Source organism: Lamprobacter modestohalophilus, assembly GCF_016583905.1.
Taxonomy (GTDB): domain Bacteria; phylum Pseudomonadota; class Gammaproteobacteria; order Chromatiales; family Chromatiaceae; genus Lamprobacter; species Lamprobacter modestohalophilus.
Genome location: NZ_NRRY01000020.1, coordinates 35,113 through 50,817, shown reverse-complemented (window position 1 = coordinate 50,817; position 15,705 = coordinate 35,113). Strand labels below are relative to the sequence as shown.

Annotated in this window: 10 protein-coding genes and 1 tRNA gene; 7 read left to right on the top strand and 4 right to left on the bottom strand. The window is 62.0% G+C overall.

Annotated elements, in window-relative coordinates; translation table 11 throughout:
- Positions 1-64: 64 nt before the first annotated feature.
- From CKO42_RS13095 to CKO42_RS13080, 4 genes are all read left to right on the top strand, one after another.
- Positions 65-1,993, top strand: a complete 1,929-nt coding sequence (locus CKO42_RS13095; RefSeq protein WP_242479363.1) for a complex I subunit 5 family protein — start codon at positions 65-67, stop codon at positions 1,991-1,993.
- Positions 1,994-2,315: 322 nt separating this feature from the next.
- The gene (locus CKO42_RS13090) at positions 2,316-3,407 is read left to right on the top strand and encodes an alpha/beta hydrolase (RefSeq protein WP_200244658.1); all 1,092 of its coding nucleotides are present in this window, start codon (positions 2,316-2,318) and stop codon (positions 3,405-3,407) included.
- Positions 3,408-3,713: 306 nt separating this feature from the next.
- Positions 3,714-5,792 carry an AMP-binding protein gene (locus CKO42_RS13085; protein ID WP_200244657.1) on the top strand — a complete coding sequence of 693 codons (2,079 nt, stop codon included), beginning with the start codon at positions 3,714-3,716 and terminating at the stop codon, positions 5,790-5,792.
- The gene (locus CKO42_RS13080; protein WP_200244656.1) at positions 5,789-8,731 is read left to right on the top strand and encodes an AMP-binding protein; all 2,943 of its coding nucleotides are present in this window, start codon (positions 5,789-5,791) and stop codon (positions 8,729-8,731) included. Before CKO42_RS13085 ends, CKO42_RS13080 begins: the two co-directional genes overlap by 4 nt.
- On the opposite strand, the gene rlmB is transcribed toward CKO42_RS13080, so the two are convergent.
- Positions 8,728-9,501: a 23S rRNA (guanosine(2251)-2'-O)-methyltransferase RlmB gene (gene rlmB / locus CKO42_RS13075; protein WP_200244655.1), complete on the bottom strand. Its 774-nt coding sequence runs from the start codon at positions 9,499-9,501 to the stop codon at positions 8,728-8,730. The genes CKO42_RS13080 and rlmB overlap by 4 nt on opposite strands.
- Before the next feature lie 89 nt (positions 9,502-9,590).
- On the bottom strand, positions 9,591-11,843 hold the full coding sequence (gene rnr / locus CKO42_RS13070; RefSeq protein ID WP_200244653.1) for a ribonuclease R: 2,253 nt from the start codon (positions 11,841-11,843) through the stop codon (positions 9,591-9,593).
- A gap of 110 nt (positions 11,844-11,953) precedes the next feature.
- Between rnr and CKO42_RS13065 the strand changes: the two genes are divergently transcribed.
- Positions 11,954-12,040: transfer RNA gene (locus tag CKO42_RS13065), tRNA-Leu, on the top strand.
- A gap of 1,054 nt (positions 12,041-13,094) precedes the next feature.
- Here the strand turns inward: CKO42_RS13065 and CKO42_RS13060 are convergent.
- Together CKO42_RS13060 and CKO42_RS13055 are read right to left on the bottom strand one after the other, a co-directional pair.
- On the bottom strand, positions 13,095-13,379 hold the full coding sequence (locus tag CKO42_RS13060) for a hypothetical protein (RefSeq protein WP_200244651.1): 285 nt from the start codon (positions 13,377-13,379) through the stop codon (positions 13,095-13,097).
- 231 nt (positions 13,380-13,610) lie between these two features.
- Positions 13,611-14,207 carry a helix-turn-helix domain-containing protein gene (locus CKO42_RS13055; protein ID WP_200244649.1) on the bottom strand — a complete coding sequence of 199 codons (597 nt, stop codon included), beginning with the start codon at positions 14,205-14,207 and terminating at the stop codon, positions 13,611-13,613.
- A gap of 815 nt (positions 14,208-15,022) precedes the next feature.
- On the opposite strand from CKO42_RS13055, the gene CKO42_RS13050 reads away from it, so the two are divergent.
- Together CKO42_RS13050 and CKO42_RS13045 are read left to right on the top strand one after the other, a co-directional pair.
- Positions 15,023-15,283, top strand: coding sequence for a type II toxin-antitoxin system RelB/DinJ family antitoxin (locus CKO42_RS13050; protein WP_200244648.1), 261 nt, complete (start codon positions 15,023-15,025; stop codon positions 15,281-15,283).
- On the top strand, positions 15,284-15,553 hold the full coding sequence (locus CKO42_RS13045) for a type II toxin-antitoxin system mRNA interferase toxin, RelE/StbE family (protein ID WP_200244646.1): 270 nt from the start codon (positions 15,284-15,286) through the stop codon (positions 15,551-15,553).
- The last annotated feature ends 152 nt before the right edge of the window (positions 15,554-15,705 follow it).

Sequence of the window (15,705 nt, the reverse complement as noted above, 5' to 3'; positions counted from 1 at the left end):
TGCTGCCCGTCGCGGCGCTCGCGGACTCAGCGGCCTGTGGTCCTGCAGGCGCGAGGCTGACTCGATGACACTCTGGCTGCTCCTCCTCGCTTGGGTCTGGCCGTTGCTCTTGGCATGGCCGACGGCATTCCAAGGTGGACGCTGGCAGTCACCGGGGCGAGTCAGTCGAAACAGCTCCCCATTGGGCACTCAGCCAGGCACTCACCCAAGCACTCGCCCAAGCACTCATCCAGGCATCCACACGGGCAACCGAGCGGCAACCGAGCGCTGGCGCTGGACCTTGCCGATGCTCGGCCCGCTGCCAGCCCTGGTCGCCGCCCTGACCCTGAGCGTTGGCGCCCGGCTAGAGCTGCCCTGGCTGTTCCTTGGCACCGCCCTCGGGCTGGATGCAACCGCACAAGTCTACCTGCTGTTCACGGCGATCCTCTGGCTGGCCGCCGGGATCTATGCCGCCTTCGCCTTTCGCGGCACCCCGCATGTCGGGCGCTTTCACGCCGTGTTTCTGCTCACCATGGCCGGTAACTTCTGGCTCATCGTCGGCCAGGATCTGTTCAGCTTCTATGCCGGCTTTGCCATGATGGGCCTCGCCGCCTATGGGCTGGTGGTCCACGATGGCAGCCCGTTAGCGCTGCGCGCCGGCAAGGTCTACCTGGTGATGGCGCTGCTCGGTGAGGTAAGCCTGTTTGCTGCACTGGTGATGATTGCGCAGCAGACCGGCACGACCGAGCCCTCGCCCGAGGATCTGACCCAACTCACCGGCCTGCCCATCGCGCTGGCGCTGGTCGGGCTTGGCGTCAAGGCCGGGCTGGTGCCACTGCACCTCTGGCTGCCACTGGCGCATCCAGCCGCTCCGATCCCCGCGAGCGCGGTGCTCAGCGGCGCCATGATCAAGGTCGCGATCCTTGGCTGGCTGCGCTTCTTGCCGGTTGGCGCCATCGCCCTGCCCGAATGGGGTGCGCTGGTGGCTGCTGGTGGCGTGCTCACGCTGTTCTATGCGCTACCGATTGGCGTGGTGCAATCAGACCCCAAGGTGATCCTGGCCTACTCCAGCATCAGCAAGATGGGTCTGTTGATGCTTTGTCTGGGGCTGGTGCTGATGGAGCCAGGCTTGGCGCCAGTCGGTGTCGCCGCCATCAGCCTCTACGCCGCCCAGCACGGGCTCGCGAAGGGCGGCCTGTTCCTCGGCGTTGGGCTGCGCAAGCAGGCGCCAGGCCAACCTGGCTTCATTCAGCCGCTGGTGCTCGGCGGCTTGATCATCCTTGCGCTGGCCTTGGCCGGTGCGCCCTTCACCAGTGGCGCGGTTGCGAAGTATGCCCTGAAGCCGATCTTAGCGGGCGCCGAATGGCCCTGGGTTGCTGCCGCGGTCACCGTTGCCACGCTGGGCACGATCTTGCTCATGGCACGCTTTCTCTGGGTGGTCGGCCTACGCAGCAAACGCCATCCGCAGCCCGGCCTGCTCTGGCCTGGAATCGCTTGGTCGCTGTTGCTCGCGCTGGTGATCCTGTTCCCGTTCGCGCTCGGCAAGCCCGCAAGCTGGCTGGGCGATTGGCTGACCATCAGCTTGGGCATCAGCTTCGCGGGGCTGGTCGCGATCGGCGCCTGGCGCAATCCGGCCTGGCTGTCGCCAGTGATCGGGCTGATCCCCGCCGGCGACCTCCTGGTGCTGGCGCGGCCAGTCGGCCGGATTGTTGTCAGCCTGTGGCGGCAGCTCTGGCAACCCATCGACGCCTTACAGCACCGCATCAATCAGGCCGCGATCGGCAGATTCGAGCGGATCTTCAAGCGGCCCGACACCGACGGTGAGGACGCACTGCGACGCTGGCCGGTTGCCGGCGGGCTCTGGATCGGCATCATCGCGCTCTTGTTGGTCGCACTCCTTGCGCGAAGCCCGCTATCGCAATCTGCCCCAAGCTCCGAGTCCAACGAGGAGCGGCCCCCTCCTGATCTGGAGGTTAATCCTGGGCTTGAGGTTAATCCTGATCTAGAGGTTTAACCCGCGCCTGAGCTGAGCGAGCGCCGGATCAACTGCAGATGCTTGGACCGATTCAGTTGCCAGGCAGTTTACGTCAGGAGTCTGATGCGCAAGATCTGCGGCTTGGGCGAGACCTTGCGGGTGTGGCATTGCCGATGGCCTCAGCTAGACTGCATCTCAAGCGAGACGGCCGCGCGGCTGCTCAGCATCTAGTGCGCGTCACTTTCGCGTCACTTTCGCGTCACTTTCGCGTCACTCACGTGTCGCTCATCGCACTAGCTTCCAGCCACACTCCGCATCGACTGCACTTCGTTTCAGCAACCCGTCGTGGAGGATGTTGATCATGTTTGTCGTCACCAATCGCGAGCTCAAGAACCCAAAGCGCTACCCTGGTCTCGACCTCTTCGGCTCCCGGCCGAACCCAAAGGGTCCGAACGAGCTGCGTATCGTCGAAATCACCAAACAGGGCGACGGCTATCTGGCAGAGCCTGTCCCCGATGAGCTGACCCTGAAGGAGGCCCGGATGCTGAAGCGGACCTTCCGGCTCGACATCGACGAGCGCCAGGTTCGGCACGGCAGCCTGCGGGTTGCCTGCCAACTCATGCAACAGGCGACCCAGCAACAGCGCCACCTGCTGGTCTATGTGCACGGCTACAACAACGACATGATCGATGTCGTGAAGACGGCCGAGGACATCGAGCAGCTCTACGGTGTCATCGTGCTGCCCTTCAGCTGGCCAGCCAATGGCGGCGGCCTGGTCAGCGGCACCACCGCCTATCTGAACGATAAGCAGGACGCCCGCGCCTCCATGGATGCCTTGAACCGATTCCTCGACAAGCTGCATTTCTTCCACCTGAAATTGACCGAAGCACGCAAGAACGACTTGTGGACGCAGGCCGATGGCGAGCATCGCGAGAATCCGTCCGCCGCGCAGGAGCGTTTCGCGGAACTGTTGCACGACGACTGCAAGGTCAACCTGAGCATGCTCTGCCACAGCATGGGCAACTACCTGCTGAAGTATGCGCTGCGCCCCACCCAGGCAGCATCCAAGCAGTTGATCTTCGATAACATCTCCCTGGTCGCCGCCGATGCCAACAATGCTGAGCATCAGGCCTGGGTCGAGCAACTGCAGACGCGCAATCGGCTCTTCATCATGATCAATGAGAACGACTTTGCGCTGCAGTGGTCACGGCGCAAGCCGGGCGATGAGCAAGGGCCGCGCCTCGGACACCACCTGAAGAACCTGACCGCGCGGAATGCCCGTTACATCGACGTCACGCAGGCCGCGGCCGTCGACAATGCCCACAACTATTTCACCGGCAAACCAGTGCAGCGCAATGCGGCACTGAAGACACTGTTCAGCCTGGCGCTAGAAGGCGGTCGGGCTGACCACGGCTTGGCGTATGCGGCTGACATCAATTGCTACCGGTTGTAAGCCGCGGGCTCAAACGCTGCTCGGATCATTTGGACGACTCAGGTCGCTGATGGCCGCGATGGCGCTACCCCCGGGACACCCGCGACCCGGCTGCGTCAGCGCCGCTTTGCAGTCTGCGGCGGTGCCCGTTGATCCCAGGTCGGCCAGTACCCGTCAGAATCTGCAAGTGCGCGTCAGAATCCTATACTCGAAGTGAGGGCTAAGAACCAAGCGAAACGGTCCGTCCGAGTATTGCTGCCCCTGCTGTGAGGGGACGATTGCCGCCGCCGACCGACGACGCTTCGACATGGTCCTCGGGAGGATGATGTGAACACTGTGATCGATCACGAACGGGCCTCGCGCCGAACTCCGGTCAAGGCGCAGGCTGGGCTCGGAGCGATGATGCATGGCAAGTGGGTGGCTGCGGCCACCGATTCCATCGCGGCCGATACCGCCGGCACCCTATCCGGGCTGTTTCGCTGTCGCGTTGCGCAAACGCCTACGGCGACGGCCTATCGACAGCATGAGCAAGGCGCTTGGCGCGACTATCGATGGAAGGATGTTGCACGTCGAGTGTTGCGCTGGCAGCGTGGCCTCGCCGCGGAGGGCTTGCGGCCAGGTGAGCGCGTTGCGTTAAGCCTGCCGAACGGCGTCGACTGGGTCTGTTTCGATCAGGCGGCACTCGGTCTCGGTCTGGTCACGGTGCCGCTCTACACCACCGATAGTCCTGGCAATCTCTTGCATATCCTCACCGATTCCGGCGCACGTCTGCTGCTACTGGACACCGATGCGCAGTGGGCTGCGTTGCTGTCGCAGGGGGCCGAGCTGCCAGCCCTTCGGCGAGTGCTCTGCCGGCGCATAACCCAGGGTCCGGCCCAGAGTGCAAGCGCCAGTCTGAACGCCAGTCTTAGCCCCAGCCGAAGTCTAAACCCAAGCCAGAACCAGGATTTGAGTCCGAGCACGCGCACAAGCACAAGCACTAGCAAGACCCAACGCCCGAGCCAGGATGATGCTGGCAGCGAGCACCGCATCGCCCGCGACCAACGCCTCCGCAGCCTCGTCGATTGGCTGCCCGACAGCGCCGAGATTCCAGAGGATCAAGGGCTGGCGCAGCCGGAGATCAGTCCGGATGCCCTCGCGACCCTGGTCTACACCTCCGGAACCACCGGTCCGCCGAAAGGTGTGATGCTGACGCACCGCAATATCCTGTCGAACGCCGAGGCGATTCAAGCGCGCGTCACGGCCTGGACCAGCGATTGCTTCCTATCCTTCCTACCTTTGGCCCACGCCTTCGAGCGCACCGTCGGGTATTACCTGCCGATGATGGCCGGCGCTTGCGTCGCCTATACGCGTTCCATCGACCAATTGCGAGAGGATCTGACGCAGGTTCATCCCAGCGTGTTGCTGGCGGTGCCGCGATTATTCGACAAGATCTACCTCGCCATCCAGGACAAGCTCGGCGAGCGCGGTCCAAAACGCCTATTGTTCGATAAGACGGTAGCACTAGGCTGGCATCGGTTTGAGGCAGCGCAAGGGCGCCGCTCGCCACCGGGCATCGTCGATCGCCTGCTATGGAGGCTGCTGCGGCGGCTGGTCGCCCAACCCGTGCTGGAGCGATTCGGAGGTCGGATGCGGGTCGCGGTGAGCGGAGGGGCACCGTTATCAGCGAACGTCGCGCGCCTGTTCGTTGGGCTCGACCTGCCCCTGACAGAGGGCTATGGACTGACCGAAGCGGCGCCAGTGGTCTCCAACAGTACCCCCGAAACGTTCATCCCGGGCTGGGTCGGCAAGCCACTCCCGGGCGTGGAACTGCGGCTAGGACCTCAACAAGAACTCTATGTACGCGGACCGAATCGGTGCCTCGGCTACTGGCAGCAGCCTGAGGCGACCGCCCAGACCATCGACGCCGACGGCTGGCTGCACACCGGCGATGTCGCCGAGATTCGCGATGGCTATGTCGGTATCCGCGGTCGGCTGAAAGACATCCTGGTCACCTCGACCGGCCAGAAGGTGCCGCCGGCAGACATGGAGAACGCACTGACCATGGACCCGCTGTTGGATCAGGCGATGGTCGTCGGTGAAGGTCGCCCCTATCTGGCGGCTGTGCTGGTGCTGTCACGCGAGCCCTGGCTGCGACTCTCCAGCGAGCTCGGCCTTGATGCTGATGCCGCTAGCAGCCTGACCGATCCGCGCATTGTCGCCGCGGTTCAGGCCCGAGTCGAGGCGCGGTTGACAGGATTCCCCGGCTATGCGCGAGTGCGCGCACTGCATCTGACGCTGGATACCTGGACGATCGAGGATGGATCTCTAACGCCAACAATGAAGCTGAAGCGATCCGTATTGCAGAAGCGCTTCGCCGCGGCCATCGACGCCCTTTACCAGCAGCCGCACTCGGTCGCCCGATGACCCGTCAAAGACGATCTACGATCGACGCGAGCCGCTCCAGAGTCGAGCAGGGGCTGGGCTTAGGCAACCAGGGTCAATCCGGAGGCGAGGGGGACAGCGACCCCGCCGCCCGCTTGCTCGAGATCCTGCGCGACTTTGCGCGAGATTCCGGGATCGACCAACCGCCCGCAGCAATCGGCCTCGACAGCCGTCTCGAGGCCGATCTCGGATTGGACAGCCTGGGCCGTTCCGAGCTGATCGCTCGACTTGAGCGCGGCCTTGGGTGCCGGCTGTCGGACGAGGCGCTGCTGGCTGCGACCGCTGGCGATCTCTTGACGCTCGCCCGGGCCGGCTCGGCTGCGACTGAGGCTGGACCTGAGGCGGCCGAGGCGGCGTGCGGAGAGGTTCAAGCGACACCGACGACATCCGTCGGCGGACTGGCGGCGCGACTCCCAACCGGCGCCGATTCCTTGTTGGACATGCTCGACTGGCATCTCGAGCGCCATCCGTCACAGGTGCATATCCAGCTTTATGAGACCGAGGATCGGCCACGTCCCATCACCTATGCCGAGCTCGCCGATGGCGCAGCACGGGTTGCCACCGGGCTGCGCGAGGCCGGTCTCCGAGAGCGCCAAACAGTCGCGCTGATGTTGCCCACCGGCGCCGATTATTTTCAGGGCTTTTTCGGTGTCCTCCGCGCTGGTGGCATCCCGGTCCCGATCTATCCGCCAGCGCGGCCGGAGCAGTTGGAGGAGCATCTGCGCCGTCATGCCGGAATACTCAGCAATGCCGGCGCCCGGTTCTTGATCACGGTGCCCGAGGCGCTCACGGTCGCCCGGTTGCTGCGAGCCTGGGTGCCGTCGCTAACGGCGGTGCTGACGTCCAAGTCGTTTGCGGATGCGACACCAACCGCGTTGGCTGCACATCCCCGGCCGGACGCTATCGCCTTGCTGCAATACACCTCAGGCAGCACCGGCGAACCCAAGGGCGTGGTGCTGAGCCATGCAGACCTGCTGGCCAATATTCGCGCCATGGGCGCTGCGGTTGCGGTCCGTCCAGACGATTGCTTCGTCAGTTGGCTACCGCTGTATCACGATATGGGCCTGATCGGGGCCTGGCTTGGCAGCCTCTGTTTCGGCGTTCCGTTCGTGTCGATGTCTCCGTTGTCCTTCCTGGCGCGACCGGTGCGTTGGCTGAGGGCCATTCATACGCATCGCGGTACGCTGTCAGCGGCACCGAATTTCGCCTATGAGCTGTGCTTGAAGCGGGTCCAGGACGGCGATCTCGAAGGTTTGGACCTCAGTTGCTGGCGCCGCGCGCTGAATGGCGCCGAGCCTGTGAGCGCTGACACCTTGCGCCGCTTCGCCAAGCGCTTCGAGCGCTGCGGCTTGCCGGCCAACGCACTGGCACCGGTCTACGGTTTGGCCGAGGCTGCGGTGGGCCTCAGCTTCCCGCCGCCAACGCGCGGGCCGGTCATCGACTGTATCGATCGGGAGCGCTTCGCAGTCTCCGGCGAGGCACTCAGGGTGCCTTGCACTGATCAGCACGCGATGTCCGTGGTTGGTTGCGGGCGGCCCCTACCCGGCTATCACTTGCGCATCCTGGATCAAGATGGACAACCGCTGCCGGAGCGGCGGGAAGGCCGTCTGTACTTTCAAGGCCCGTCGGCAACACGCGGCTATTATCGGAATCCGCAGGCCACCGCCGGGCTGATTCGAGACGGTTGGCACGACACCGGCGACCGTGGCTATCTCGCCGACGCTGAACTCTACCTCACCGGCCGCATCAAGGATCTGATCATCCGCGGCGGCCGTAATCTCTATCCCTACGAGGTCGAGCAGGCGGTCGGCGAGCTGAGTGGGGTGCGCAAGGGCTGCGTGGTCGCCTTCGCCGCGGCGGATCAAGCACGCGGCAGTGAGCGGCTGGTCCTGATCGCCGAGACCCGCGAGCGCGATCCAGCACGACGAACCAAGCTCGCGCAGCGGGTTCGGGAGCGCGCCACCGACGTGCTAGGCTCGCCGCCAGATGAGATTCTGCTCGCACCACCGCGATCGATACTGAAGACCTCGAGTGGCAAGCTCCGCCGCGGTGCAACGCGCGAGCGCTGGGCCGCGGGCCGGCTGACCAACGCTCCGCCGGCACTGCTGTGGCAGCTGCTGAGGCTCGGGGCAGCTGGACTGCGGGCGGCGCTCCTGCGCTCGGCAAGGCGTCTGCCTGGGCAGCTTTACGCCGGTTATGCCTGGCTGCTGTTTGGCTTGATCGCGCCCTGGGTCTGGCTGAGCATCATGACGGTGCCACGACTGCGTTGGCGCTGGCGGCTGGTCCGCGCCGGCATCGGCCTGCTGCGGCGACTCGCCTTTGTGCCGCTGTTCGTGCAGGGGCGCGAGCGGATACCGCCTCCCGGCCAACCTTTCGTCATCGCCAGTAATCACCAGAGTTATCTGGACGTGATGGCGTTGGTCGCCGCCATCGACCGTCCGATCGACTTCATCGCCAAGCAAGGGCTGTCTACAAACCCCTTGGTGCGCTGGCCTCTGGAACGGCTCGGCACCTTGTTCGTCGATCGCTTCGATCTGCTGCGTGGTCCCGAGGATGCGCAGCGATTTGCCGCGGCACTAGCGCGCGGTGAAACCCTGGGATTCTTTCCGGAGGGAACCTTCCTAGAACGGCCCGGGCTGCTGCCGTTTCGCATGGGCGCATTTCTGGCCGCCGCCGGTGCCGGCGTCCCGCTACTGCCCGTGGCCGTGCGCGGCACTCGCGAGCTGATGCGCGGCAGCCGCTTCTCTCCACGACCGGGACACGCCGTCGTCGAGATCGGCCAGCCGATCTGGCCTAGTGACGAGAGCTGGAGATCAGCGGTTCAGCTGCGCGATCAGGCCCGCGCCTTCATCGCCCCACGCTGCGAACAGACCGCTACCAAGATCACGCCGAACCAGCGCGATTCAGCTGAGCAAGCTTAGCCGTTCAGCAACTCAGGGACCGACAGGCGACGCCTAACCACCTCGTAGAGGCAGATGCCGGCCGCAACTGAAACATTAAGGCTCTCGACGCGGCCGCGCATGGGCAGGGAGGCAAGCAGATCACAGCGCTCCTGGGTCAGGCGGCGCAGACCGCTGCCCTCGCTGCCGAGCACCAATGCGGTCGGACCGGAGAGGTCGGTCTCGAACAGGGTTGCCGGCGCGGTATCCGCCAGCCCAATCAGCCAAATACCCCGCGCCTTGAGCGCATCAAGCGTGCGCGCCAAATTGGTGACCTGCACAAAGGGCACCGACTCGGCCGCGCCGCTCGCCACCTTCACCACCACCGGGGTCAAGCCGACCGCCTTATCCTTGGGTGCGATCACGGCGGTCGCCCCGGCGCCATCGGCGCTGCGCAGACAGGCGCCCAAGTTGTGCGGATCGGTGACGCCATCGAGCACCAGCAGCAGCGGTGCCTGCTCGGCGGCGTCGAGCAGCCGCTCCAGGTCATGCTCGGTCAGCGCCGCTGGCATCCGCACCCAGGCGAGCGCGCCCTGATGATTCCCGCCCTGGCCTGCCTGATCGAGCGCGTCGCGATCCAATTGCCGCACCGCAACACCGGCCTCACGGGCCAAAGCCGCCAGCTCAGCCAAGCGGCGGTCGCGCCGGCTTCGGTCGAGCCACAGCTCGGCGACGCCACCGGAACCAAACTTCAGCGCGCTGCGGACGCTGTTGATACCCAGCGTCGCGGCAGTGTTCGACGGACTGTTCATCAGGGACGAGCCATTAAAGGCGAACTCCGACTCTCATGACCGTGACCATCACGACAACTCCTCAGCAGGACTCCTTACCAAGACTCGGCTCAGGCCGCCGGCTTCTTGCGCCGCCGCGAGCGCGAGCGCTTCTTGGGAGTCGTTTCGACCACGATGGGCTTCGCCAGCACGAAGTCGATCTTACGATCCTGGAGATTGACGGCCGCCACCTTGACGCGCAAGCGGTCACCGAGGCGATAGATCTGGCCTGTACGCTCACCAGTCAACCGATGCCCGACCGGATCGAAGTGGTAGTAGTCATTGTCGAGCGCGGTGATATGCACCAAGCCGTCGACATAGACCCCATCCAGCTCGACGAACAGGCCGAAGCCCTGGACGCTGGTGATGGTGCCATCGAACTCCTCACCCAGCTTGTCGCGCATGAACTCGCACTTGAGCCAGTGCTCGACATCGCGGGTGGCCTCGTCGGCACGCCGCTCGGTGCCCGAGCAGTGCTCGCCGACCTGCTGCAGCTCCGGTTTCGAGTAGTCGAGATCGGCCGCAGTGCCACCAGCGAGGATGTGCTTGATGATGCGATGGACGATCAGGTCCGGATAGCGGCGGATCGGTGAGGTGAAATGCGTGTAGGCATCGTAGGCCAGGCCAAAGTGGCCGACGTTGTCCGAGCTGTACATGGCCTGCTGCATCGAGCGCAGCAGCACGGTCTGGATCAGATGGAAATCCGGTCGGCCGCGTACTGCATCCAGCAGCGTCCCGTAATCCTTCGCCGTCGGCTTGTTGCCGCCGGGTAGGTTCAGGCCCAGCTCAGCTAGGAATTCGCGCAGATCGGAGAGCTTCTCCTCCTTGGGCGTTTCATGGATGCGATAGAGCGCCGGCATCTTCTTGCGCTGGAACAGCCGCGCCGCAGCGACGTTTGCCGCTAGCATGCATTCCTCGATGATGCGATGGGCATCGTTGCGCACCGTCGGCTCAATGCTCGAGATGCGCCCGGCCTCGTCGATGACGAACTTGGTCTCGACGGTATCGAAGTCAATCGCCCCGCGCGTGGCGCGAGCGTCGAGCAGCGCCTGGTACATCGCATAGAGCTCATGCAGATGCGGCAGTAGCTCCGAGTACTGCTCGCTGAGCTCGGCATCATCCTCGACCAGCATGGCCGCCACCTGGTCATAGGTCAGGCGCGCGTGCGAGCGCATCACGGCCTCGAAGAAGCGCGTCCGCGTGACCTTGCCCTCGAGGCTGACGTAGAGTTCACAGGCCATACAGAGCCGGTCGACCTCTGGGTTCAGTGAACAGAGCCCATTCGAGAGCACCTCGGGCAACATCGGGATCACCCGATCCGGGAAGTAGACCGAGTTACCGCGCCCGAAGCCTTCCTGATCCAAGGCGCTGTTCGGCGTCACATAGGCGGAGACATCGGCAATACAGACCAGCAGCTTCCAGCCCTTCGGCTTGCGCTCACAGAAGACGGCGTCATCGAAGTCGCGTGCATCAGCACCATCGATGGTCACCAATGGCAGATTGCGCAGATCGGTGCGTCCGGCCTTTGCCTCCTCCGGCACCTGCTCGCCGAAGGCCGTGATCGCCTGCTCCACCTCGGGCGGCCAGTTCACGGGCAGGTCATGCGCGCGGATCGAGATATCGGTCTCCATCCCAGCGGCCATGTGCTCGCCGAGCACCTCAGCGACGCGACCGATCGGCTGGGTGCGCTTGGTCGGCTGATCGGTGATCTCGGCGACCACGATCTGACCCTGCTCGGCACCGCCAAGGCGATCGCTCGGGATGATGACATCATGGGTCAGCCGCTTGTTGTCCGGCACCACAAAACCCACGCCGCTCTCTGAATACAGGCGGCCGACCACACTCTTGGTGCTGCGCTCTAGGATCTCGACCACCGCGCCCTCGAGCCGCCCACGCCGATCCTTCCCCGTCACCCGCGCCACGATCCGATCGCCGTGAAAAACCGCCCGCATCTCCTTCGGATAGAGATAGAGATCGTCACCGCCATCATCCGGCTTGACGAAGCCGAACCCATCGGGATGCCCGATCACTCGGCCGGCGATCAAGTCCCGCTTGTTGACCAGGCAGAAGGCCTCGCGGCGGTTACGCAATAGTTGCCCGTCGCGCACCATCGCGCCGAGCCGCCGCCCGAGTGCAACCAGATCCTCCTCGGCCGTCAGCCCGAGCAGCGATGCCGCCTCATCGAAGTTGATCGGCGCGCCATGCTCAGTCAGTTTTTCGAGGATGAACTCACGACTGGGGATCGGATTGTCGTACTTCTTCGCCTCCCGCTGCCGATGTGGGTCCTGGTCTCTCGCGGATTGGGCGTTTTTTCTTCGTGCCACGCTGTACTCTTGCTGCGTCGAATGATTTCCCTAGTCTACCGTTGACAAGGCCTCGTTGTCTCACTAAGCTTGCGGGCTTGTCGTGGTTACAGCCTACGACATCCCACCTAGCCGAGGTGGCGGAATTGGTAGACGCGCATGGTTCAGGTCCATGTCTGGGAAACCAGGTGGAGGTTCAAGTCCTCTCCTCGGCACCATCTCTAAGAGCCTGCTCAGGCTCTGATTTCTGGTCCATGATGCGAGTAACGAGCAGCAAACAGGCCTGGTGGTCCACAACGGTGGTCCACACACATGTCCAGCTCGCTCTATCTGCGCCGCAATCGCTTCGGCGTTCATTGAGTTCAAGGCGCTTTAACTGGTCAAGCCGTTTCCGATGGAGGCTATGCAAGAGCGGTCATGCAGAGACAAAGCGTGTCGTTGACCTGTATGCCGGCTCCGAGCCGATGACCGCCCAACAGGACAGACGCATCCTCTCGAAGTTACTGTTCCGTCCTGGCCCTCGAAAGGGTACTACTGATGTCCGACATCAAACGGTTTTAGGCATTCAAGATAGACATTCAGTAGATCATGCCTGGCTGAAGGCGAGTTCAGATCTTCCGACATCGTCTGATCCTTGCGCACACCCTTGCGCTTCGCATCCAAGGCAACATCGACCCTACCGACTCGCGTCGCCAAGAGCCCCCAGTTTTCATCGAGTAGAGTCATCGCCTCGATGAGGTTAGATGGAGTTGGATTTTGGATGGTAACCTTCCATACGGCCAGCTGCTAATCCAACCCTCTTTAGACCTGTAGTTCTTACCCGTTTCGAGGCAGAACTCCATCCCATTTCCTTTCCCTCGGCAAATGCGATCGATCGTCTTCTTCTGGGCTCGGTGCTCCAACAGAAACTCAATCTTGACGGTATCCATCTTGGCGGAAACTCTGAAGTCCGAGAGGATCCCCTTAACGTCTTCGTTGGTATAAGTACTTCCAAACATAAAATTTTCCTCATCATCAGCCACACTATCCTGGCACCGACTCAACCCTGGTTTTAGATCAGCGAAAATCGGCGAGTGAAATACCTGGAATCCAAATCATTGACTGGAGTGGTTGGCATGGTGGAACGAACTGATGGCCCAACAACTCCGAGAACAGCCTACTTCCCGACGGCTCGCAGTAGCCATTGGAGGCCCTAGAACGCCGCTAAGCGGCTTTCGTACAGCACCCTAAGCCATGGCCTCAGGTGCCGTACGATAAGGCTCCTTCAGCCGTTCACGCTGCTTCCCCATGGCGCCGCCGGTTGAATAGAATCTCCCCGCGCTCGACAGCTTCAGTGAAGTCTGCAAAATCTGCGGTATCATACATCGTGCGTCGATTAGCAAGGCGCAGGAACGAAATATGAGGACGGCGTGCACCACGCCCCCGTCGATCCTCGAGCAGCCAATAAGTCCAATTCACTGGCGATTCGATGGTGTTTTCCAGGATAAGTGCGGCATGATCGACCGTGACCCAGCCGCCACGCGGAACTGACCATTCAGTCTTAGTTTTTGCGTTCATAGATGGATTGCTCCTCGTCTAATACTCTTAGTGATGTTGCAATTATAACACAAAAACACAATAATAGACAGCATTAGATACCGGCCTATCTGTATTGTGTAAGATTTTTTTCCTACACGAGGCGAGCTTTCTAGCGCACTCATCATATTCAATGAATTTGGCCTAATAACACATCAATTTCAGCTTGAGAAGCCGCCCCGAAGGACGGCCCCGATCAAACCTCCAGAGCGGTTAGCTCGCCTTCAACACCCAAGACTTCAGACGCTCGAACTCCGCCTCCGATAGGATGCCAAGGTCTCGCAACGTCAAAATCTTGGCGATCTCATCTCCTGGCGAAAATGGAGCCGCTGGACGCTCAAACGCCGTGAAGTCAGGCATGGCTTTGGTCGTACGAGGCGCCTGATCACCACAATCCGGTCCTCCCACCGCCTCCTTGTTGCCCATAACACAGAGCAAATTCTCGAACGCCAGATACTTCGCATCGCTGTCGATGAAAAGAGCATCATCATCCGGCAGGTCGTCGCGGAACCGTTTCAGCAGGATTGCCTCGTTTTCGGTCAGCAGTTGACCATAGATAGACTCGATTACTTCGAGCATCTCCGTGTGGTACTCAGCCAATGCCGTGCGCAGGAACCGCTGCGGATCGATCTCGAGCACCTTGGACAGTGCCGGGATCTTGGCAATCGGGATCGGTGAGGTGCCTAGCTTGAACATTGAGATCACGTTTGGTTTGTAGCCAACACGCTGGGCGACCTCGACTTGGGTCAAAGGCGAGTTGTTGCGGTAAAAGGCCAGTAGGTCAGCTGTAGGGCTGGTTTCAGTCGTCATATTAGACTCCAAATCATTGGTGCGCTTATTGAGCGCTAGGTTGTCGATGTGAAGCGTTTCTCACACTCCAGAACTCCAGAACCTTTATAACGCGCCATAATTCGGGTTTTGACGAGATGGAATTGGCCTGATCCAGGATTAAAAACAGAGCATCTGGCTCTCTATGATCTGGATGATGACGAACCAGCGTTGACGCAATGATCTGCTGGCGCCCGCTCGTGCTTCTAGATGAAGCCAGGCATAGCTGGATAGGGCCTGGTGGAGGTCACCTGGAAGCCATCAGCGCTCTGGACAAGGCGAAGTCTTAGACACGAGGGCAATGGCATGGTCGGGAGGCCGAGTCAAAATCTCGCATCGCCAAGAAGACCTTACACGGGCCTCAGCCAACGTACGGCGAGCTAGGCCAAGGCATCAGGTGCCGTACGATATTGGCGTCTGAACCCAGCAATGACGCGGCTCAATATCAGAGTCTTTGGCTTGAATCAGGGCCTCTAGGAACGGGTTCCCATGGGCCAGGATCGGCTATGTCTTCGCAAAGGAGCAGCGCAGCTCGGGAAGCCTCCGCGCTCGTTGGGATCGGCTATTGGTTAGGTTTAGAATCGGCAATCCGACGGCATGGGATCGGCTTTGCCGTCAGCAGGGATCGTCTCCCAACTGCGATGTCCAAGCAGTCAACCCGGAGCATGATCGGGCTCGGCCTTGGCAATCCCGTGGGGAAGCCTTCTGTCTGTTCTGATCGAACGCAGGGGATCAACTCGGCTACTTGTCGCTAATCATGCTACAATGTAGCCACATCAACCCAAGCGGAAACGCTCATGCCCTCTGACACCGTTGTACGCGCACGCGTCGACCAGCAGGTCAAAGCCGAAGCCTCTGAGGCCCTCGAGGCCATGGGACTGTCGATGTCGGATGCGATCCGCCTGCTTCTGGTCCGGGTGGCCAAGGACAAGACCTTCCCATTCGAGATCAAGGTGCCAAACGCCACGACAGTGTCCACCTTTGAGGCGACCGATCGCGGTGAAGACATCATCCACTGTCGGGATGCAGATGAGATGTTCGACAAGTTGGATCTCTGAGTGCGTTCGCCTCGCTATACCAAGCGCTTCCAGAAAGATGTGGAGCGCTCAAAGCGGCGTGGTCAGGAAACAAGTAAGCTGAAGCACGTCATCGAACTCATCGTCTCCGAAGCGCCGTTACCACCACGACTGCGGGATCATGCCTTGGTCGGAAACTATGTTGGTCGACGGGAATGTCACATCGAACCGGACTGGCTGTTGATCTACAAACTCGACGACGACAAGGTGGTCATTTTCGAGCGGACAGGGAGCCACTCCGATCTCTTTTAGTCAGTACAGCCGCAGCGAAGGGATGGAGGCTGATCTCCAGGTCCGTCCAACACGGTACACATTCGGACGCAACTTTAGGGCCAACTCTAATCGCGATGCAACGCCAGTCCTGGCTGGCCCTGGCAGGTCCTAGCTAGCCCCCGATCTTCTGC

What these genes read in the sequence shown, in the direction of transcription:
- CKO42_RS13095 (WP_242479363.1), top strand. Translation starts at nt 65, where the DNA reads ATGACACTCTGGCTGCTCCTCCTCGCTTGGGTCTGGCCGTTGCTCTTG.
- CKO42_RS13090 (WP_200244658.1), top strand. Translation starts at nt 2,316, where the DNA reads ATGTTTGTCGTCACCAATCGCGAGCTCAAGAACCCAAAGCGCTACCCT.
- CKO42_RS13080 (WP_200244656.1), top strand. Translation starts at nt 5,789, where the DNA reads ATGACCCGTCAAAGACGATCTACGATCGACGCGAGCCGCTCCAGAGTC.
- rlmB (WP_200244655.1), bottom strand. Translation starts at nt 9,501, where the DNA reads ATGAACAGTCCGTCGAACACTGCCGCGACGCTGGGTATCAACAGCGTC.
- CKO42_RS13060 (WP_200244651.1), bottom strand. Translation starts at nt 13,379, where the DNA reads ATGAACGCAAAAACTAAGACTGAATGGTCAGTTCCGCGTGGCGGCTGG.
- CKO42_RS13055 (WP_200244649.1), bottom strand. Translation starts at nt 14,207, where the DNA reads ATGACGACTGAAACCAGCCCTACAGCTGACCTACTGGCCTTTTACCGC.
- CKO42_RS13050 (WP_200244648.1), top strand. Translation starts at nt 15,023, where the DNA reads ATGCCCTCTGACACCGTTGTACGCGCACGCGTCGACCAGCAGGTCAAA.